The organism is Streptomyces sp. NBC_00459 (assembly GCF_036013955.1).
Lineage (GTDB): Bacteria > Actinomycetota > Actinomycetes > Streptomycetales > Streptomycetaceae > Streptomyces.
The window spans coordinates 5,363,384-5,382,601 of the sequence record NZ_CP107903.1 but is presented as its reverse complement, the minus strand read 5'-3'; the positions used below and the strand labels follow the sequence as shown (position 1 = coordinate 5,382,601).

Below are 19,218 nucleotides of genomic sequence, written 5' to 3'. Positions count from 1 at the left end.
GGAAACACACCCGGGAGACCCGCATGCACGCCATCCGCCTGCACACCTTCGGCCCCGCCGAGAACCTCACCTACGAGCAGGTCCAGGACCCGACACCCGGCCCCGGCCAGGTCCGTATCGCCGTCGCCGCAGCCGGCGTACACCTCCTCGACACAGCCCTCCGCGAGGGCGTCCAGGGCCCCGCACCCGCACCCGCCCAGCTGCCGACCATCCCCGGCCGCGAGGTCGCCGGCACCGTCGACGCCCTGGGCGAAGGCACCCCGCACCTGTGGCTCGGCAAACGCGTCGTCGCCCACCTCGGCTTCCAGCCCGGCGGATACGCCGAACTCGCCGTCACCGACATGGAACGCCTGCACGAAATCCCGGCCGGCCTCGACTTCGCCCAGGCCGTCGCAATGATCGGCACCGGGCGTACGGCGATGGGAATCCTGCAGTTCACCGACCTCGGCCCCGACTCCGTGGCCGTCGTCCCAGCCGCCGCAGGAGGCATCGGCACCCTCCTCGTCCAGTACGCCCGACACACCGGCGCCACCGTCATCGGCCTGGCCGGCGGCCCGGCCAAGACAGCCCTCGTCGCCGCGAACGGCGCCGACCTCGCCGTCGACTACACGGATCCCGCCTGGCCGCAGAAGGTCCGCGCCCACCTCGGCGGCCGACCCGCCACCCTCGTCCTCGACGGCGTGGGCGGCGACATCGCCCGCGAAGCCACAGCCCTCCTCTCCCCCACCGGACAACACCTCGTCTTCGGCTGGTCCGCCGAAGGGATCCACACCGGCGGCCCCTACCTCGTCGAGAACGTCTCCCAACAGATCCTCGGCCCGGCGATGCTCGCGAAAACAGACGGCCCCAACCCCCTCCGCACCCTGGAACTCCGCGCCCTCACCGAAGCCGCCACCGGCCGCCTGACCCCGGCCGTACACCGCTTCCCCCTGGCCGACGCGGCCACCGCCCACCACGCCCTCGAAAACCGCGCCACAACGGGCAAGGTCGTACTGGAGCCGTAACCAGCCACCCCCTGCCACCACCTACCGCCCAGCCACCCGGTCCGCCACCCGAGCCAACCGCGACGACCGCTCCCCACCCCCGGCCGACTCCCGCCGATCCGCCGCCCGATACGTGGCGTACATCCCCCGCACCCCCAACCACCGCAACGGCTCCGGCTCCCACTTCCGCACCCGATGCCCCACCCACGGCAGACCGGTCAACTCGGTACGCCCCGCCTGACCCGAATCGAGTTGCACGAGATCCCGCAGCGTCCGCGCCGCCAGATTGGCGGTGGCGACCCCGGAGCCGACATAACCCCCCGCCCACCCCAGCCCCGTCGACCGATCCAGCGTCACCGTGGCACACCAGTCCCGCGGCACCCCCAACACCCCCGACCACGCGTGCGCGATCCGCACATCACCCAGCGAGGGAAAGAACCGCACGAGAATCTCCCGCAACGCCTCCACCGTCGCCGCCTGCGTACGCCCGTCGTTGTCCGTCCGCGACCCGAACCGGTACGGCACCCCACGCCCACCCAACGCGATCCGCCCGTCCTCCGTCCGCTGCGCGTACATGTACGCGTGCGCCATGTCCCCCAGCGCCTCCCGCCCCTCCCAGCCGACCGACTCCCACTGCTCGTCCGTCAACGGCTCGGTCGCGATCATCGACGAGTTCATCGGCAGCCAGGTCCGCCGCTGCCCCCTCAACGAGGCAGTGAAGCCCTCCGTGCAACGCAGCACATACGGCGCCCGAACCGTCCCGTACGGCGTGACCGCGTGCCCCGCCCGGATCTCCGTGACCGGCGTCCGTTCACGAACGACAACACCCAACGCCTCGACAGCCGCGGCAAGCCCCCGGACCAGCTTCACCGGATGCAACCGCGCGCCGTGCGGCGTCCACGACGACCCCAGAGCACCCGCCACCCGCACCCGCTCCGCCGTCGCCTCGGCGCCGTACAACTCGCGGTCGTCCTCCCCGTACGACACCTCCACCTCGTGGAAGTCCCTCAGCCGCGCCAACTGAGCGGGCGTGCAGGCGACTTCCAGCACACCCCCACGACGGATGTCGGCGTCGACACCCTCCTCCGCGGCCACCCGCACCACTTCGCCGACGGTGTCGTTCATCGCCCGCTGAAGCCGTACGGCGGCCTCATGACCATGCACGCGCGCGTACCGGTCCCGCCCCGCGATCCCGTTGTACAGCCAACCCCCGTTACGCCCGGAAGCCCCGTACCCGCAGAACTCCTTCTCCAGCACGACGACCCGGAGAAACGGCGCCGCCTTCTTCAGGTAGTACGCCGTCCACAACCCCGTGTACCCACCCCCGACGATCACGACATCCGCCGTCGCGTCCCCCGCGAGAGGCGCACGCAGGGCAGGCAGACCGTCCTGCGCGTACCAGAACGAAACCCCGCCGTTGACAGGCCCACCGACCGCACCCGAATCGCCATCCGCGCTGCTCATAGCGCCGGACGTTAACGCCTCACCACCCCCGGTGTCTCCTTCGGATTCCGCACCTCCGCACCCCTCCCACGCGTCAACGGCCAGCAGCCGAACCCGATCAGCGCCGCAGTGAAGTGCCCCAGATCGGTGAACGTCCGCGAAACGAAAAGGGGCACCCCGTACACCCCGAGAACACCCACCGCATACGCATACCGCCAAGGCCGGGCGATCCGATACGCGAGCACGGCCACCACCCCCGCCAGCCCGTAACTCACCCCGAAATCCATCGTGTCCGCCGCCGACGCCGGCGCCGAACCATCACGGATCGCCCGCCACACCGCACCCTGACTCACCAACGTCGCCAGCACATGAGCACTCACACACACCACAAGCCACCGCACGGTCCCCAACCACCGCTCGACCGACGCGTGAAACACCGAATACAGCACGAGATACGGGGTCCACCACCCGTCGATCCACATCGCACTGGAGATCAGCACACGCACCGGACGGTCCGACAGCTCATTGATGTTCGTCGACCGCTGCCGCAGGAACTCCTCCTGGAACTCCGCCGACATGTGATGCACCGCAACAGTCGTGAAGAACAGGACCAGCAGCCACACGTAGGTGCCCGGAGCACTACGGACGTACGCCCACACCCCACGCGGGCCCACCGGAAATCGCATGCCCCAATTTACGCACGCACATACAGTCGGCCAGTGATCCGCATCCCCGTACCCGACGAACTGGCCGCCACACAGCTCAAGTACAACGGCGAAGCAGGCCGCGCCTTCATCACCGCACTCCCCACCCGCACCAACGACTTCCTCGACCGCTGGAACCTACGCGTCGACGGCCGGGCCATGCACGGCGTAACAGCCCTGGTCCTCCCCGTCCGCCGCCCGGACGACACCCCGGCCGTCCTCAAACTCCAACTCCTGGACGACGAGAGCGAGGGCGAGCCGACCGCCCTGCGCGTCTGGAACGGCGACCACGCGGTACGCCTCCTGGACCACGACCCCACCACCGGAACGATGCTCCTGGAACGCCTCGACCACACCCGGATGCTGTCCCACCACCCCGACGCCCACGAAGCCACCCTCGTCATCGCCGGCCTCCTGAGCCACCTCACAGCCATACCGGCCCCACCGGGCATCCGCCGCCTCGGCGACATCGCGACAGCAATGCTGAACGAAGCACCACAAGCCCTCCACCGGATCCCCGATCCCGTAACCCGCACCCTCCTCGAGGACTGCACGGCAGCCCTGCGCGAAGTGGCCCCCGACCCCGGCGACCGCCTCCTCCACTGGGACCTCCACGACGAGAACGTCCTCGCCGCCACCCGCGCCCCCTGGCTCGCCATCGACCCGAAACCCCTCGCCGGAGACCCCGCCTTCGACCTCTGGCCGGCCATCAACAACCGCTTCGACCCCGACGACATCATCTGGCGCTTCGACGCCCTCACGGACGCCCTGTCCCTGGACCGGGAACGAGCACGCGCATGGACCCTCGCCCGGATACTCCAGAACGCCCTGTGGAACATCGAGGACGGCGACCCGCTGGAGGAACCGGACCTGGAGATCGCGCGCCGACTGCGCCACGCCTGACCCGTGGCGACCCACGGCGCCCCACAACGGCGACCACTCACACAGCGCACTCCATGCACACCAACTGATCCCGCCCGTCCCAAGACTCGACGACGACGAAACCGAGCCGCTCGTACAGAGCGATGGCCCCGACCCGCCACTCCCACACGGACAGCCGCACCCTGCTGACACCGCCCTCCACAGCCTGCGCGAGCGCGGCACGGAGCAGACCGGACGCGATCCCCCGCCCCCGGAAATCCGGATCCGTCCAGAGCCTCTTGATCTCCGACCGCCCACCGACGGGCGCGGTCACCACCACACACCCCACGGCAGCACCCCCGCTGAGCGCCACCAGCACGACATCACCGACGAACGCGGCTCCCGGGTCCGAGATCTCCGCCCGATAGCGCAACGGCAGCCCGTCCACATCACCAACGGGCTCACCCTTCTCGGCCTCGGTCCGCAGGTGGTAGGCCGCCAACAACGCGGCGAGCCCGCTCTCAGAGGCCTCTGCCGAGGGTGCCTGCCCCGGCCAGCGGACGATCACAACCTCACGCTCATCAGTCATGACGCGAGCATCACACAGACACAAACACGAAGAAGCCCAGGTCAGCATGGAGCTGACCTGGGCCGTTGAGCCCCCTGTCGGATTCGAACCGACGACCTACGCATTACAAGTGCGTTGCTCTGGCCAACTGAGCTAAGGAGGCACACCGCGCGCGTGCATACAGACCGTGCAGGCATGCGTGCCCGTGAAGTGTACCCAGGCCCCGGCCGACCCCTTGTCGAAAATTTCCGCGAAGTTCACACTCCCCCAGCTACTGACAGACGCCGAAACGCCGGGTACCGTCCAGATTCAGTCCGCGTACGTGGACTACACCACCTTCCACTACGGATCGTCCGGCACGTTCCTGCCGGTGAAGGGGGCCTAGTACCCATGGCCACTGTTTCGTTCGACAAGGCGACCCGCATCTACCCGGGCACCGAGAAGCCCGCCGTCGATGGTCTGGAGATCGAGGTCGGGGACGGCGAGTTTCTCGTGCTCGTCGGTCCGTCCGGTTGCGGCAAGTCCACCTCGCTCCGCATGCTCGCGGGGCTCGAGGACGTGAACGCCGGCGCCATCCGCATCGGTGACCGCGACGTCACGCACCTGCCGCCGAAGGACCGGGACATCGCGATGGTGTTCCAGAACTACGCGCTGTACCCGCACATGACGGTCGCCGACAACATGGGCTTCGCGCTCAAGATCGCCGGCGTCAACAAGGCCGAGATCCGTCAGAAGGTCGAGGACGCGGCGAAGATCCTGGACCTCACGGACTACCTCAGCCGTAAGCCGAAGGCCCTCTCCGGTGGTCAGCGTCAGCGTGTCGCCATGGGTCGCGCCATCGTGCGTGAGCCCCAGGTGTTCCTCATGGACGAGCCGCTGTCGAACCTCGACGCCAAGCTCCGTGTGTCGACGCGTACGCAGATCGCGTCGCTGCAGCGCCGCCTCGGCATCACCACGGTGTACGTCACCCACGACCAGGTCGAGGCCATGACCATGGGTGACCGTGTGGCCGTACTGAAGGACGGTCTGCTTCAGCAGGTCGACTCGCCGCGCAACATGTACGACCGCCCGAAGAACCTCTTCGTGGCCGGCTTCATCGGTTCGCCGGCGATGAACCTGATCGAGGTTCCGATCACCGACGGTGGCGTGAAGTTCGGCAACTCGGTCGTCCCGGTCAACCGCGAGGCCCTCACGGCCGCTGCGGACAAGGGTGACACCACGGTGACGGTCGGTGTCCGTCCGGAGCACTTCGACGTCGTCGAGCACAACGGTGCCGCTGCCAGCTCGCTGTCCAAGGACTCCGAGGACGCGCCGGCCGGTCTCGCCGTGACGGTGAACGTCGTCGAGGAGCTGGGCGCCGACGGTTACGTCTACGGCAGCGCCAAGGTCGACGGCAACCTCAAGGACCTGGTCGTCCGCGTCAGCGGCCGTTCGGTCCCGGACAAGGGCGCCACGCTGCACGTCGTGCCGCGTCCGGGCGAGATCCACGTGTTCTCGACCTCCACGGGCGAGCGCCTCGCCGACTGACTCGCCGACCGAGACGACTCGGAGGCGACCTGAACACCGAAGGGCCCCGCGGCTTGCCGCGGGGCCCTTCGCGTGCGCGTCCGCCGGTGGCCCGATACCCCGGCAGATCGGTCGTTTCGAATCGCTACGTCAACGCCCTACCCACAAAATGGCACCAATCCATCCCCCGATTGGGTGACTAAATGTCGCCAAATCAGCACCGAGCGCTACCCTCACTCGCGTGAAGCACTCCACTAACCAACTGACGCGAAGTGGCCGTGGCCCCGCCCGCCGGATCGGCCGTAGCCTCGCCCTTGTCCTGCCCGTCGTCCTGGTGCTGTCCGGGACCCTCGCGGTCACCCGAGTCAACTGGTCGGGGAATCCCTCGGACTCGGTGCTCACCGCCTCCTCCGAGGACTTGGCCGCCCGGGCCGCCGCTGCCCCCTCACCGCAGGACGTCCTGCGTGACCAGCTTCTCCTGGAGCTCCAGGAGAAGGACCCCGGCATCGCCCTCACCCACCTCCAGCAGGCGGTGAACGGTCACCCGTCGCTGGCGGCGCACTGCACCTCGATCGCCCGCGCACTGGGCCGCGCCGCGGTCCGTATGTACGGCCCGTCACGCGCCCAGTCGTTCGCCCGCCCGGTCTGCGACACGTCCTTCGCCACGGGAGTGGCAGCGGCCCACAGCTGACGTCAGGCGCCCCTGCCAGGCGCCCCGTAGGGGCACGCCTGGCAGGGGCGCGGGGCTGCGTCTGATCTGCGGCTGCGCCGCGCCCCACCGGCCCGCAGATGCCCACCCACAGCCCCACCCCAACCTCTCCCGCGAAACCCGCGGAGCGCCCCGTACAGTTCGGGCATGACCGATCCGAACGCCACGTCGCGCCCCACCCAGGCCGTGGTCCTCGCCGGCGGCCAGGGTTCCCGGCTCCGCCCGTACACCGACGACCGGCCCAAGCCGATGGTCGAGATCCCCGGCACGGGGACGCCGATCATCGGCCATCAGCTCGTCTGGCTCGCCGAGGAGGGCGTGACGGACGTGGTGGTCAGCTGTGGCCATCTCGCCGAGGTTCTCCAGAAGTGGCTGGAGACCGCCGATCTGCCGCTGAACGTCACGACGGTCGTCGAGACCGAGCCTCTCGGCCGTGGCGGCGGCCTCAAGTACGCCGCCGCGCATCTGCCTGCCCCGGACGGTCCCTGGTACGCCACCAACGGCGACATCTGGACCCGTTTCTCGCTGCGCGACATGGCCGACTTCCACGCTGAGCGGGACGCCGTCGCGACGCTCGCGCTGGCCCGGCCGCTCCTGCCCTGGGGTGCTGTCCAGACGGACGGCTTCGGTCACATCACGGACTTCATCGAGTCCCCTCCGTCGACCTTCGAGATCAACGCGGGTGTGTACGTCTTCTCCCCGGAGTTCGCCGCCCTGCTCCCGGAGCGTGGCGACCACGAGCGCACCACGTTCCCTCATCTGGCCCGTGAGCTCCGCCTGGCCGGCTTCCCGATCCCGCACGGTGCCTACTGGCGCGCGATCGACACGGCGAAGGACCTCACGGAGGCCGCGAAGGAACTGGCGGCGCTGGGTCGTTGAGCCGACGGCTCACCAAAGGTCCTTGCGCTTGGGGCGGTTACGTCAGTGGGGTCCCGCACTTTCCCAGTGCGGGACCCCACTGACGTAACCGCCCCGAGCAGGCGGGTTGTTGCTAGCCCAGGAGGCCGCCCACCAGTCCTGGCTGGCCCGTGGAGGAGCCGCCGGTGCTGCCGTCGCTGCCACCGGTACTGCCGCCCGTGGAGCCGCCGTTGGTGCCGCCCGGGGTGCCCGTGCCGCCCGACGAGGACGGTCCGGCGGTGGTGCTGGGCGCCTGCTCGACCGGGGTGGTCTGCTGCGGCGGGGCCTGGCCGGCGCTGCCCTGGGTCTGGCTGGGCCGGCTTCCGGTGACGCTGCCGCTCTCGCGGGCCTCCTGCGGGGTGGTCGCGGCGTCGCCGGTGGTGGGGCTGGCCGAAGTGGCGCTCTGGGTCGGGGACTTGGTGGCCGCCGAGGGGCTCTTCGAGGCGCGGCGTTCGCCGGACTGCTCGGGGAGCGGGGAGCCGGGGAGTTCGTTGCGCGGGGCCTCGCCGGGGCCGGGGACGACCACTCGGTCGGCGTCGCGGACGGCGCCGCCGAGAAGCGAGCCGATGAGGAGCGTGAGCCCGATGACGACGGCCGTGACGAGGGCGCCGCGGCGCAGGACGTAACTCCGCAGCTCCCAGATGTCTGTTCGGGGGCCGAGTCGGCGCCAGGCGCTGCCGGCGAGGCGGCCGTCGATGGAGTAGACGGGGGCGCCGGCGATGATCAGCGGCGACCAGGCGGCCAGGTAGATGATGTCGGGGGCGTCGTAGACGGGGACGCTCTTCCAGCTGACGGTGACGAGCAGCGCGGCGGAGAGCATCGCGCCGCCGACCGCGGCGACCCGCTGCCACAGGCCGAGGACCGTGAGGACCCCGACGATGACCTGGAGGAAGGCGATGACGAGTCCGGAGCCGACGGGGTGCTGGAGGGCGAACTGCCTTAGCGGTTCGGCGACTTCCCAGGGGTGAAGGGTGTTGAGCCACTTCATCATGGAGCCGCGTTTGCCGCCGTCGAAGTAGACGGGGTCGCAGAGTTTGCCCATGCCGGCGTAGATGGAGATGAAGCCGAGGAAGATGCGCAGCGGGAGCAGGACGACGCCGAGGTTCATCCGGCGGCCGGGGTAATAGGCGTGCCGTACGGGGTCGTTGGGGTGTCGCCTGGCGCCGGTGCGCCGTCCGTCGGCGTCCCGTTCGTAGGCTTCGTCGCCCTCGTAGCCGAACTCGCCGTCGCCGTAGCCGGATTGGCCGTATCCGGCTTCTTCGTAGGCGCTGCCGGTGGTGCGCATGTTGGGGAGCAGCCGGTCGGAGCCGTGGGTGCGCTGGCTGCCGACGATGGGGGTCTCGACGGTCTGGTCGAGGGTGCTGCCCGCGTAGTCGAGTTCTTCGTCGATGCGGGGGATGACCTGCGTCGCTCCGGCGTCGGCGGTCGGCGGCTGTTCGCCGTGGCGCACGCTGGAGCCCCGTACGGCCTGGAGCAGCCGGTGGGCGCCGGTGTCGTCGGGCGCCGACTTGCCGCTCCAGACGACGGGTGCCCGGCGTCGGACGGCTGTGGCGCCGCCGGCGCCTGCGACGGGGATGCGCGCCGTGTCCTCGGAGGCGCCGAGGTGCCGGGCGACGCGGGCGGACGGTGCCGCCCGCCGCGTCGAGGCCCCCAACTGCACGCGGAAGCTCGCATGGTTGACGATGACCTGCGCCGGATCGCTCGGCACCTTCACCATGCTCAGCGCGGGAGCGTCGTCGTATCCCGACGAGCGGTCCCCCGTGGGTGTGCGGGGTGTTCTGGTGTCCACACTCATCTAACCGAGTGACGTGAGGTTAGGACACTGCTTTGACTTGGCGGATGTGTCCGGACCGCGTCAAGGTCACGTCACCCGCCCGGATTCCCCCGTACGGGTGACGTCGTGCACGCGTGTTCAGGCGCGTCGGCGGGCCGCTTCGTACAGCACGATCCCGGCTGCGACACCGGCGTTGAGGGACTCGGTGCCGCCGGGCATCGGGATCCGTACGAGGTGGTCGCAGGTCTCCCCGACCAGCCGGGACAGTCCCTTGCCCTCGCTGCCGACGACGATGACGACGGGTCCGCCGAGGGCGGCCAGGTCGCCGACCTCCGCGTCCCCGTTGGCCGCGAGCCCGACGACGACGATCCCGGCCTTCTGGTACGCCTCCAGGGTGCGCGTCAGATTGGTGGCACGGGCGACGGGCGTACGGGCGGCTGCGCCGGCGGAGGTCTTCCAGGCGCCGGCGGTCATGCCGGCGGCGCGCCGCTCGGGCACGACGACCCCGTGCCCGCCGAAGGCGGAGACGGAGCGGACGACGGCGCCGAGGTTGCGCGGGTCGGTGACACCGTCGAGGACGACGATGAGGGGGTCCACACCGTTGTCGTAGGCGGCGTTGGCGAGGTCCTCCGGGTGGGCGTACACGTACGGCGGGACCTGGAGTACGAGTCCCTGGTGGTTGAGCCCGTTGGTCATCCGGTCGAGCTCGGGCCGGGGCGCTTCCATCAGGTGGATGCCACCGCGGTCGGCGACCAGCTGGAGCGCCTCGCGTACGCGCTCGTCGTTGTCGATGAACTGCTGGACGTAGAGCGTGCTGGCCGGGACGCCCTCGCGGAGCGCCTCGACGACCGAGTTGCGCCCGACGACGAGTTCGGAGGAGGCCTTCCCGCCGCGCCCCTTGGGTGCGGGCCGCCGCTGGAGCTGCTTGGCCTTGGCACCGGCAATACGGTTCTTCTTGTGTCCCTTGCGCGCCTCGGCGGGCGGCGTCGGGCCCTTGCCCTCGAGCCCCCGGCGCCGCTGGCCGCCACTGCCGACCTGCGCGCCCTTCTTGCCGGACATGCGGCGGTTGTTAGCGGCCATGACCTACCTGTCTGTGTGAAGACGTGCGTGTGTACGTCTATGAGTGTGCCGCCCGGAAACCCGAGCGGCACAATCGATCAAGAAAATGAGGGGATATGAGCCGAAATGCTCAGCGTGGTCCGAGGGTCCAGCGCGGCCCCTGCGGGCCGTCCTCGATGACGAGCCCCGACTGGTTGAGCTGATCGCGGATGGCGTCCGCGGTCCCCCAGTCCTTGCGCCCGCGGGCGGCCTCACGCTGGTCGAGGACGAGTCGTACGAGGCTGTCGACGACCCCGTGCAGGTCCTCGCCCCGGTCTCCGGTCTCCCCTGCCCAGTGCGGGTCGAGCGGGTCGAGGCCGAGGACTCCGAGCATGGCGCGCACCTCGGCGAGCCGGGCGACGGCGGCTTCCTTGTCGTCGGCGGCGAGGGCGGAGTTGCCCTGGCGGACGGTGGTGTGCACGACGGCGAGGGCCTGCGGCACGCCCAGGTCGTCGTCCATGGCCTCGGCGAAGGCGGGCGGCACCTCGGCGGACGGCTCGACGACACCGCCGGCCTTCTCGATGACACGCTGCACGAAGCCCTCGATCCGGGCGAACGCCGACTCGGCCTCGCGCAGGGCCTCGTCGCTGTACTCGATCATCGAGCGGTAGTGCGGGGTGCCGAGGTAGTAGCGCAGGACGATGGGCCGCCAGGCCTTGACCATCTCGCTGACGAGGACGGAGTTGCCGAGGGACTTCGACATCTTCTCGCCGCTCATGGTGACCCACGCGTTGTGGACCCAGTACATGGCGAAGTCGTCGCCGAAGGCCTTGGCCTGGGCGATCTCGTTCTCGTGGTGGGGGAAGATCAGGTCGAGGCCGCCGCCGTGGATGTCGAAGGCGGTACCCAGGTACTTGTGGGCCATGGCGGAGCACTCGAGGTGCCAGCCGGGCCGTCCCCGCCCCCAGGGTGTCTCCCAGGTCGGCTCGCCGGGCTTGGCGGTCTTCCACATGGCGAAGTCACGGGAGTCGCGCTTGCCCGTCTCGCCGTCGCCGGAAGGCTGGAGCAGGTTGTCGAGTTCCTGGTTGGACAGCTGCAGATAGCCGGGGAAGGAGCGGACGTCGAAGTAGACGTTCCCGTCGGCCTCGTACGCGTGTCCGCGCTCGATGAGGCCGCGCATCATCTCGACCATCTCGGTCACATGCCCGGTGGCACGCGGCTCGTAGGTCGGGGGCAGGCAGCCGAGCGCGGCGTACCCGTCGTTGAAGGCCCGCTCGTTCTCGAAACCGATGGACCACCAGGGGCGCTCCTGTTCGGCGGCCTTCCTGATGATCTTGTCGTCGATGTCGGTGACGTTGCGGATGAACGTGACGTCGTACCCGCGGTACGTGAACCAGCGGCGCAGGATGTCGAAGTTGAGGCCGGACCGGATGTGCCCGATGTGGGGAGCGGCCTGCACGGTGGCGCCACAGAGGTAGATCGAGACACAACCCGGCGTGAGCGGGGCGAAGTCACGGATCTGCCGGGCGCTGGTGTCGTACAGGCGAATGGTCACGGGACCAGGGTAGTGGCCCACACCCAGTGCCCTGCGACCCTTGTGCACAAGGGCCACATATTCGTGACATTGCCACCGGCGGTCGGGCGGGTGCGAGTGGGGGTGCGCGTCCCGGGGGGCTGCGCCCCCAGACCCCCGCTTCGGCCCCGAGGGGCCTCGTCCTCAAACGCCGGACGGGCCGGATATGTCAGCCGGTCCGGGCCACCAGGGCCGTCGCCACCGCCATCAGCCCTTCCTCCCGCCCCGGGAACCCGAGCCCGTCCGTCGTGGCGCCGGACACCGACACCGGCGCCCCCACCGCCTCCGACAGCACCTTCTGCGCTTCCTCGCGCCGTTTCCCGATCTTCGGTCGGGGCCCGACCACCTGCACGGCGACATTGCCGATGGTGAATCCCGCCGCCCGTACGATCCGTGCCGCCTCCGTCAGGAGCGTCACCCCGGACGCCCCGGACCACTCCGGGCGGCCGGTGCCGAAGTGCTGCCCGAGGTCGCCGAGGCCGGCCGCCGAGAACAGCGCGTTGCACGCGGCGTGGGCGACGACGTCCGCGTCGGAGTGGCCGGCGAGCCCTGTCCCCTCGCCCTCCCACTTCAGGCCGGCGCACCACAGCTCCCGGCCCTCCTCGAAAGCGTGGATGTCGGTACCGATGCCGACCTGGGGCAGCACCGGCCCCGTCGCGGAAGGCGCAGCAGGTTCAGAAGCCATCGTTGAGCCTCCTGCGGGCCAGTACCGCTTCCGCCAGCACCAGGTCGAGCGGCCTCGTCACCTTGAACGCCTCCTCGTGGCCGGGCACGACCACAACCCGCCAGCCCAGCTGTTCCACCATGCTCGCGTCGTCGGTGACGTTGTCGGTCACCGTCTCGTGGGCCCGTACGAGCGTGTCGATCGCGAAGCCCTGCGGTGTCTGGACCGACCGCAGCCGCGCCCGCTCCGGCGTCGCCACCACCGGTTCCGGTTCCCCGGCGGTCGTGGCCGGCTCGACCTCCTTGACGGTGTCCGCGAGCGGCAGTGCGGGAACCACTGCCGGTGCGCCCTCCCGTACCGCCTCGATGACCGCGTCGACGGTGTCCACCGGGACCAGCGGACGGGCGGCGTCGTGCACCAGGACGATGTCGATGCCGGGCGGCAGTGCGTCCAGGCCGAGCTTCACCGACTCCTGCCTGGACTCGCCGCCGGGTACGACCAGGAAGTCCGTGCGGTCGGGCAGGGCGTGGGTGTCGAGGAGCGCCTTCACCTCGGCGGCGCCGTCCGGTGGGGCCACGACGACGACCAGGGAGACGGCACGGGACGCGGCCATCGCGCGTACCGCGTGGACGAGCATGGGCGTGCCGTTCAGCGCGCGAAGCGCTTTGGGGGCGCCAGGGCCGAGGCGTACGCCCCGGCCGGCGGCCGGAATCACGGCGGCCGTACGTGCCCCGGGCGGTGTGGGGCGCGATTCGTCAGACATCGGTTCCTGTCAGGTTTGTGTGCCGAGCCCTCGTGGGTATGGCCTGGAGGAGTGCCGGGCGCGAGCCTCGATCGGACCCTTCCGTGACATCCGGTCGAGCCTGCTCCGGGTCCGGCACACCAAGTATCAGTACTTCAGTGCTACTGGCAGACCACGGGGAAACCGCGACCGTGGGGAATCCACTGCCCGTAGGAAATCCGCTGATGGCGCCAGTGGTGTCCGGATACACCGGCAGAACATCCGGACACGAACATGCCGCAGCGCCCGGCGACATTGGATACGTCATCGGGCACCGCGGCATTTCATTGTGCTGAGCATTGTGCTGCTGAGCTGAGTGAGCCGGCTTTCAGGGCCTGCGTTCAGATCAGAGTCAGGACGCGAGCACCTCGTCGAGCAGTGCCTCGGCCTTGTCCTCGTTCGTGTTCTCCGCCAGCGCGAGCTCGCTCACCAGGATCTGGCGAGCCTTGGCGAGCATGCGCTTCTCACCGGCGGACAGTCCGCGCTCACGCTCACGACGCCACAGGTCACGTACGACTTCCGCGACCTTGATGACATCGCCGGAGGCGAGCTTCTCGAGATTTGCCTTGTAACGACGCGACCAGTTCGTGGGCTCCTCGGCATACGGAGCGCGCAGGACCTCGAAGACCCGGTCCAGCCCTTCCTGACCAACCACATCACGCACGCCGACGAACTCCGCATTGTCCGCTGGCACACGTACCGTCAGATCACCCTGGGCGACCTTCAGCACCAAGTAGGTCTTGTCCACGCCTTTGATCTGGCGAACTTCGATAGCCTCGATCAGCGCGGCCCCGTGATGGGGATAGACCACGGTGTCGCCAACCTTGAACGTCATGTGACAGGTACCCCTTCCGTGGCTATCCAGGGTAACACGGAAACGACGGCTTCTGAATGGCGTTTTCGCAGGTCAGGGCATATCTCGGGGCTTGACAACTGCAACAGGAACGTGCTTCGACGGGGTCCCGGAGCCGAGGACGACGGGGGTATTCGCAGGTCGGAGCGGCTCTCCGAACGAAGCGAAACCCGGACGTTACACACGCCCGGAGGCTCCGGCGGACGACCAAACATCCACTTATGTCCGCTTCCAAGTGTGCTACTTCCGCTACTCCGTTCGGTGAGCGGAGTCGGGGACGGGGTGAATCCGGAATTGATCACGGCGGCCGATGTCCAGTTGATGCCCCAGAGGGCCAAGCAGATGATCTACCGGTGATCTACGAGCGATCTACGAGTGATCTACAGGTGATCAATTTCGGCTGCGCTCATTCCTTCACCGGAAATCCGCAAGTCTCCGTGATGGCACTTTTCCGAATGCCGAAGTGGTTCATGAGGCACCCGCGCTCTCCTGAGGCCGCACCTCCGCCCGCCCCTAGAGGCGGGTCGGGTGCAGCGGCGCGGGAACGGCTCGGTAACCTAAGGCCGCTGACAGTCACTTAGGGCGGCTTTATAAGGAGCTGCCCGTGCGTTCCAAGGAGTTGCCGCCGCCGTGAGCAGCAGCCTTCGACGCGGCGCCCTCGCCGCATCCGCCCTCGCGTTCTCGGTCGCCACGCTCGCTGGGTGCGCAGCCGGAAACAACGCCCAGACGCTGGAGGTCAAGCCGGACAACGCGGCCACGACCGTCGGCGACATCAAGCTGCAGAACGTCGTCGTCATCACCCCGTCGGAGCTGGAGTCGACCGGTCCGGCCGCCGTCTCCGCGACGGTGTTCAACACCGGCACCACCGCCCAGACGCTGGAGTCGATCACCGTCCCCGGCACCGGCAAGACCGCTGAGCTGAAGCCCGCCGAGGGCGGCAGCCTGAGCATTCCGGCCCATGGCTCGCTCGTCATCGGCGGCGAGAACAACGCCTCCGCCGTTCTGGCCAGCAGCCGGGAGTCGGTCCAGGACGGCAACGCGCAGAAGATCACCTTCACCTTCAGCAAGACCGGTGACGTGAGCCTGCGCGCGTTCGTCGTCCCGGCCGAGGGCTACTACGCCGCATGGGGCCCGACCGAGGTACCGGAGACACCGGCCGACACGGCCTCGCCCTCCGCCACCGCCTCGGACGAGCCGGCGACGTCCGCTTCACCGAGCCCGTCCGGGGAGGCCGAGTCGCCTGCCGCCGGCGCCTCCGCGAGCAGCTCGGCGACGGCCGGTCAGTAACAGGCGCCTACGTCGAAGGGCGGGACCTCTCCAGGAGGTCCCGCCCTTCGACGTGGACGCGTGCGTGTACGGGCCGGTTTACGGCTCGAACTTGTATCCGAGGCCGCGGACCGTGACCAGGTACCTGGGCGCGCCCGGGTCCGGCTCGATCTTGGCGCGCAGGCGCTTGACGTGGACGTCCAGGGTCTTGGTGTCGCCCACGTAGTCGGCGCCCCAGACCCGGTCGATGAGCTGCATACGGGTCAGCACGCGGCCGGCGTTGCGCAGCAGCATCTCCAGGAGGTCGAACTCCTTGAGCGGGAGGTCGACCTTGGCGCCGGAGACGGTGACGACGTGACGGTCGACGTCCATCCGGACCGGGCCGGCCTCCAGCGCGGCCGGGCTGACCTCCTCGGGCTCGCCGCGGCGGCGCAGGACGGCGCGGATGCGGGCGACCAGTTCGCGGGAGGAGAAGGGCTTGGTGACGTAGTCGTCGGCCCCTATCTCCAGGCCGACGACCTTGTCGATCTCGCTGTCCTTGGCGGTGACCATGATCACCGGGACGTTGGACTTGACGCGCAGCTGACGGCAGACCTCCGTGCCGGGCAGGCCCGGCAGCATCAGGTCGAGCAGGACGAGGTCGGCGCCGTTGCGCTCGAACTCGTCGAGTCCGTCGGGCCCGGTGGCCGCGATGGCGACCTCGAAACCCTCTTTGCGGAGCATGTACGAAAGGGCGTCGGAGAAGGACTCCTCGTCCTCGACGACGAGCACTCGGGTCACGGATGGACCTCCGGGGCGTGAAGCGGATCGTAAGGGGATGTGCCGGTGGTCCGGTCGGCCACTTCGCCGGGGTCGGACGGTCCGTCCCCGGCTTCGGGGTCGGAGTCTGGGAGTGACTCGGGGTGTGAGTCATGGTCGTACAGGTGCGGCCGGTTCGCGCGGGATCGGCGGCCGGTGGCCGCCTCCGGCAGGCGCAGGGTGAACGTGGAGCCCTGGCCCTCGGAGCTCCACACGGTGACCTCCCCGCCGTGCGAGGCGGCCACGTGCTTGACGATCGCCAGCCCGAGGCCCGTACCGCCGGTGGCGCGGGAGCGGGCCGGGTCGACGCGGTAGAAGCGCTCGAAGATACGCTCCTTGTCCTTGTCGGAGATGCCTATGCCCTGGTCGGTGACGGCGACCTCGATCAGGTCTCCGCCCGGTGCGTTCACCCGGCGGGCCGCTATGCCGACGCGGGTGGTGGAGGGCGAGTAGTTGACGGCGTTCTCGACGAGGTTGCCGAGGGCGGCGGCGAGCTGGCCGCGGTTGCCCCAGACGCGCAGGTCGGCGGTGCCTCCGGCGGCCATGGTGATCTGTTTGGCGCCGGCCTGGTGGCGGCAGCGGTCGACGGCCTCGGCGACGAGTTCGTCGACGCGGACCGGTTCGGCGTCCTCCAGCGGGTCGTCGTTCTGCACCCGGGAGAGGTCGATGAGTTCCTGGACGAGGCTGGTCAGCCGAGTCGCCTCGATCTGCATACGGCCGGCGAAGCGCTCGACGGCCTCCGGGTCGTCCGAGGCGCCCATGACGGCCTCGGAGAGGAGGGAGAGCGCGCCGGTGGGGGTCTTGAGCTCGTGGCTGACGTTCGCGACGAAGTCGCGGCGTACCGCCTCGATGCGCCGGGCCTCGGTGAGGTCCTCGACGAGCAGCAGGATGAGCCGCGAGCCGAGCGGGGCGACGCGCGCGGAGACCGCCAGGGCCTCGCCGCGTCCGGTGCCGCGTCGGGGGAGGTCCAGCTCGACCTGGCGTATCTCGCCGTCGCGCCGGGTGTCGCGGGCCATCTGGAGCATCGGCTCCACCGAAAGCTTTCCGCCACGGACCAGTCCGAGGGCGTACGCCGCCGAGCTGGCCTTGACGACGGCGTCGGCCTCGTCGAGCACGACGGCCGAGGAGCGCAGCACGGACAGCACCGTGTCGACGCCGGGGGGCAGTACGGGGTCGGTGTGCAGGGAGGTGCGGGTGGGGCGTCTCTGGTCGCGCTCGCTCCAGCGGAACGCCAGCATGGCGATGACGCCGGTGAGCACCCCGGCGATCGCTGCTGCTGCGGCGACTGCCGCGTTCACGTCCATGCAGCCAGGTTAGGCATGGGATACGTCCTGGCCACAGCCAAGAGAGTGCGACCTCGAACACTCGTCGCCCAGAGTTCACCTTGGAGCCAGTATTGGTTCATTTGTCGGGGCGGAAAAGGACGCGTGCGGGGCCGATCGTGGGAGCGTGGGGGTCACGGGGCCCGCTGTTCGCCCCCGAACGGACGTCAAGAGAGGGACACCTGATGCGTGACGCGTACCACGAGGAACTTGACTCGATCGGCGATAGTCTGGTCGAGATGGCCCGACTTGTCGGGTCGGCGATCGGGCGTGCCACGACGGCGATCCTGGACTCGGACCTGAAACTGGCCGAAAGTGTCATCGAGGCCGACGACAAGGTAGACGAGCTCCAGCACGATCTGGAGGCCCGCGCCATAGCTCTGCTGGCCCGCCAGCAGCCGGTGGCGACCGATCTGCGGATCGTCGTCACGTCGCTGCGGATGAGCGCCGACCTGGAGCGCTCGGGCGACCTGGCCCAGCACGTCGCCAAGCTGGCCCGGCTGCGTTTCCCGGAGCGCGCGGTCCCGAGCGACCTGCACGCCACGATCCTGGAGATGGGTCAGCTCGCGCAGCGTCTGATGGCGAAGGCGGCCGAGGTCATCATCACCAAGGACGTCGACCTGGCGATGCAGCTGGAGACGGACGACGACGAGATGGACCTGCTGCACCGCACGCTCTTCCGGCACCTGATGGAGGACCGCTGGAAGCACGGCATCGAGACGGCGGTCGACGTGACGCTGCTGGGCCGCTACTACGAGCGCTTCGCGGACCACGCGGTAGCGGTCGCCAAGCGTGTGGTGTTCCTGGTGACGGGTGAGCACGCGGACGACCTGCAGCCGGACGTGCAGCCGCCCACCGGGGTCGAGGGGGCGTAGGCCTGCGGGCGGCTCCACGGCGGGGCGCGCGGGGCCGGTCCTCGCGCCGCCGAGGTGTCCGCGAGCCTCTGTGCGCCGTTGATGCGCCCGGCGGGAGGGGCATGCAATGGGGAGAAGGCATCTGTCTCCAGGATCCAGGCTCCAGGAGGGCCCCATGGCCGAGACCCCCAGCACGCCCGACCCGACACAGGCGCGCGAGACGCAGCAGCCCGCCGAGATCAAGAACCTGCCTCTGTTCGGCGCCTGCGGCTGCGGCTCCGGCTGCGGGTGCGGCTGCCAGTCGGGCAACCCCTGTCAGTGTGGTTGACGGCGTACCACCGAGGCCTTGAGGGCCCTGTCTCCCGTTGTGGAGATGGGGTCCTTTTGTGTGAGGTTTGTGTACGCCGGGGTCGTTCGGCCCTGTTCGGAGCGGTGCAGGACGCCCTCGGCGGTCGTTGAACGGGCATACACTTCACATCAGTTGACGCTCAGGCGCTGTCCATGCACAACAGGCACCCTGTTGCCATCTCGTTAACCAGCACTTCTTGACGTCACGTGCTGCAGCCGCGTTGGCTTCCGTATCTGTATCTGGGTTCTTCATGCTGTTCCCCGCCTGGAAGGCGC

Annotated in this window: 19 protein-coding genes and 1 tRNA gene; 8 read left to right on the top strand and 12 right to left on the bottom strand. The window is 69.5% G+C overall.

Going from position 1 to position 19,218, the window contains the following annotated elements:
* Nucleotides 1-23 precede the first annotated feature (23 nt).
* Nucleotides 24-1,004, top strand: coding sequence for a zinc-binding dehydrogenase (locus OHN74_RS23735; protein WP_327696573.1), 981 nt, complete (start codon nucleotides 24-26; stop codon nucleotides 1,002-1,004).
* 21 nt (nucleotides 1,005-1,025) lie between these two features.
* On the opposite strand, the gene OHN74_RS23730 is transcribed toward OHN74_RS23735, so the two are convergent.
* Nucleotides 1,026-2,447, bottom strand: coding sequence for an NAD(P)/FAD-dependent oxidoreductase (locus tag OHN74_RS23730; protein WP_327696572.1), 1,422 nt, complete (start codon nucleotides 2,445-2,447; stop codon nucleotides 1,026-1,028).
* 11 nt (nucleotides 2,448-2,458) lie between these two features.
* The gene (locus OHN74_RS23725; protein ID WP_327696571.1) at nucleotides 2,459-3,112 is read right to left on the bottom strand and encodes a rhomboid-like protein; all 654 of its coding nucleotides are present in this window, start codon (nucleotides 3,110-3,112) and stop codon (nucleotides 2,459-2,461) included.
* A gap of 33 nt (nucleotides 3,113-3,145) precedes the next feature.
* On the opposite strand from OHN74_RS23725, the gene OHN74_RS23720 reads away from it, so the two are divergent.
* Complete coding sequence (locus tag OHN74_RS23720) at nucleotides 3,146-4,033, top strand: aminoglycoside phosphotransferase family protein (protein ID WP_327696570.1); 888 nt, start codon at nucleotides 3,146-3,148, stop codon at nucleotides 4,031-4,033.
* 37 nt (nucleotides 4,034-4,070) lie between these two features.
* Here OHN74_RS23720 and OHN74_RS23715 read toward each other — a convergent pair whose 3' ends face one another.
* Both OHN74_RS23715 and OHN74_RS23710 read right to left on the bottom strand, forming a co-directional pair.
* Nucleotides 4,071-4,580 (bottom strand): GNAT family N-acetyltransferase, encoded by a 510-nt coding sequence (locus OHN74_RS23715; RefSeq protein ID WP_327696569.1) that lies wholly within the window; start codon nucleotides 4,578-4,580, stop codon nucleotides 4,071-4,073.
* A gap of 68 nt (nucleotides 4,581-4,648) precedes the next feature.
* A tRNA-Thr gene (locus tag OHN74_RS23710) sits at nucleotides 4,649-4,722 on the bottom strand.
* Between the two features lie 227 nt (nucleotides 4,723-4,949).
* Here OHN74_RS23710 and OHN74_RS23705 point away from each other — a divergent pair.
* From OHN74_RS23705 to OHN74_RS23695, 3 genes are all read left to right on the top strand, one after another.
* Nucleotides 4,950-6,086, top strand: a complete 1,137-nt coding sequence (locus tag OHN74_RS23705; protein ID WP_327696568.1) for an ABC transporter ATP-binding protein — start codon at nucleotides 4,950-4,952, stop codon at nucleotides 6,084-6,086.
* 220 nt (nucleotides 6,087-6,306) lie between these two features.
* Nucleotides 6,307-6,756 (top strand): hypothetical protein, encoded by a 450-nt coding sequence (locus tag OHN74_RS23700; protein ID WP_327696567.1) that lies wholly within the window; start codon nucleotides 6,307-6,309, stop codon nucleotides 6,754-6,756.
* Between the two features lie 165 nt (nucleotides 6,757-6,921).
* Complete coding sequence (locus tag OHN74_RS23695) at nucleotides 6,922-7,653, top strand: nucleotidyltransferase family protein (protein WP_327696566.1); 732 nt, start codon at nucleotides 6,922-6,924, stop codon at nucleotides 7,651-7,653.
* A 112-nt stretch (nucleotides 7,654-7,765) separates the two neighbouring features.
* On the opposite strand, the gene OHN74_RS23690 is transcribed toward OHN74_RS23695, so the two are convergent.
* The 6 genes from OHN74_RS23690 to OHN74_RS23665 form a co-directional block, all read right to left on the bottom strand.
* Nucleotides 7,766-9,466, bottom strand: a complete 1,701-nt coding sequence (locus tag OHN74_RS23690) for a DoxX family protein (protein ID WP_327696565.1) — start codon at nucleotides 9,464-9,466, stop codon at nucleotides 7,766-7,768.
* Nucleotides 9,467-9,583: 117 nt separating this feature from the next.
* Nucleotides 9,584-10,525, bottom strand: coding sequence for a 23S rRNA (guanosine(2251)-2'-O)-methyltransferase RlmB (gene rlmB / locus OHN74_RS23685; RefSeq protein WP_327696564.1), 942 nt, complete (start codon nucleotides 10,523-10,525; stop codon nucleotides 9,584-9,586).
* Between the two features lie 109 nt (nucleotides 10,526-10,634).
* Nucleotides 10,635-12,038 (bottom strand): cysteine--tRNA ligase, encoded by a 1,404-nt coding sequence (gene cysS / locus OHN74_RS23680; RefSeq protein ID WP_327696563.1) that lies wholly within the window; start codon nucleotides 12,036-12,038, stop codon nucleotides 10,635-10,637.
* Between the two features lie 187 nt (nucleotides 12,039-12,225).
* The gene (gene ispF / locus OHN74_RS23675; RefSeq protein ID WP_327696562.1) at nucleotides 12,226-12,741 is read right to left on the bottom strand and encodes a 2-C-methyl-D-erythritol 2,4-cyclodiphosphate synthase; all 516 of its coding nucleotides are present in this window, start codon (nucleotides 12,739-12,741) and stop codon (nucleotides 12,226-12,228) included.
* Entirely contained in the window at nucleotides 12,731-13,483 is a 753-nt protein-coding gene (gene ispD / locus OHN74_RS23670; protein WP_327696561.1) for a 2-C-methyl-D-erythritol 4-phosphate cytidylyltransferase, read from the bottom strand. Before ispD ends, ispF begins: the two co-directional genes overlap by 11 nt.
* Before the next feature lie 370 nt (nucleotides 13,484-13,853).
* Entirely contained in the window at nucleotides 13,854-14,336 is a 483-nt protein-coding gene (locus tag OHN74_RS23665; RefSeq protein WP_327696560.1) for a CarD family transcriptional regulator, read from the bottom strand.
* A 648-nt stretch (nucleotides 14,337-14,984) separates the two neighbouring features.
* Between OHN74_RS23665 and OHN74_RS23660 the strand changes: the two genes are divergently transcribed.
* Nucleotides 14,985-15,641 (top strand): DUF461 domain-containing protein, encoded by a 657-nt coding sequence (locus OHN74_RS23660; RefSeq protein WP_327696559.1) that lies wholly within the window; start codon nucleotides 14,985-14,987, stop codon nucleotides 15,639-15,641.
* A gap of 78 nt (nucleotides 15,642-15,719) precedes the next feature.
* Here the strand turns inward: OHN74_RS23660 and OHN74_RS23655 are convergent, their stop codons facing one another.
* Together OHN74_RS23655 and OHN74_RS23650 are read right to left on the bottom strand one after the other, a co-directional pair.
* Nucleotides 15,720-16,400, bottom strand: coding sequence for a response regulator transcription factor (locus OHN74_RS23655; protein ID WP_189145194.1), 681 nt, complete (start codon nucleotides 16,398-16,400; stop codon nucleotides 15,720-15,722).
* On the bottom strand, nucleotides 16,397-17,722 hold the full coding sequence (locus OHN74_RS23650; RefSeq protein ID WP_327696558.1) for a sensor histidine kinase: 1,326 nt from the start codon (nucleotides 17,720-17,722) through the stop codon (nucleotides 16,397-16,399). Before OHN74_RS23650 ends, OHN74_RS23655 begins: the two co-directional genes overlap by 4 nt.
* A gap of 203 nt (nucleotides 17,723-17,925) precedes the next feature.
* Here OHN74_RS23650 and phoU point away from each other — a divergent pair, with 203 nt between their 5' ends.
* Both phoU and OHN74_RS23640 read left to right on the top strand, forming a co-directional pair.
* Nucleotides 17,926-18,615: a phosphate signaling complex protein PhoU gene (gene phoU / locus OHN74_RS23645; protein ID WP_327696557.1), complete on the top strand. Its 690-nt coding sequence runs from the start codon at nucleotides 17,926-17,928 to the stop codon at nucleotides 18,613-18,615.
* A 154-nt stretch (nucleotides 18,616-18,769) separates the two neighbouring features.
* Nucleotides 18,770-18,922, top strand: a complete 153-nt coding sequence (locus tag OHN74_RS23640; RefSeq protein ID WP_189145191.1) for a hypothetical protein — start codon at nucleotides 18,770-18,772, stop codon at nucleotides 18,920-18,922.
* The last annotated feature ends 296 nt before the right edge of the window (nucleotides 18,923-19,218 follow it).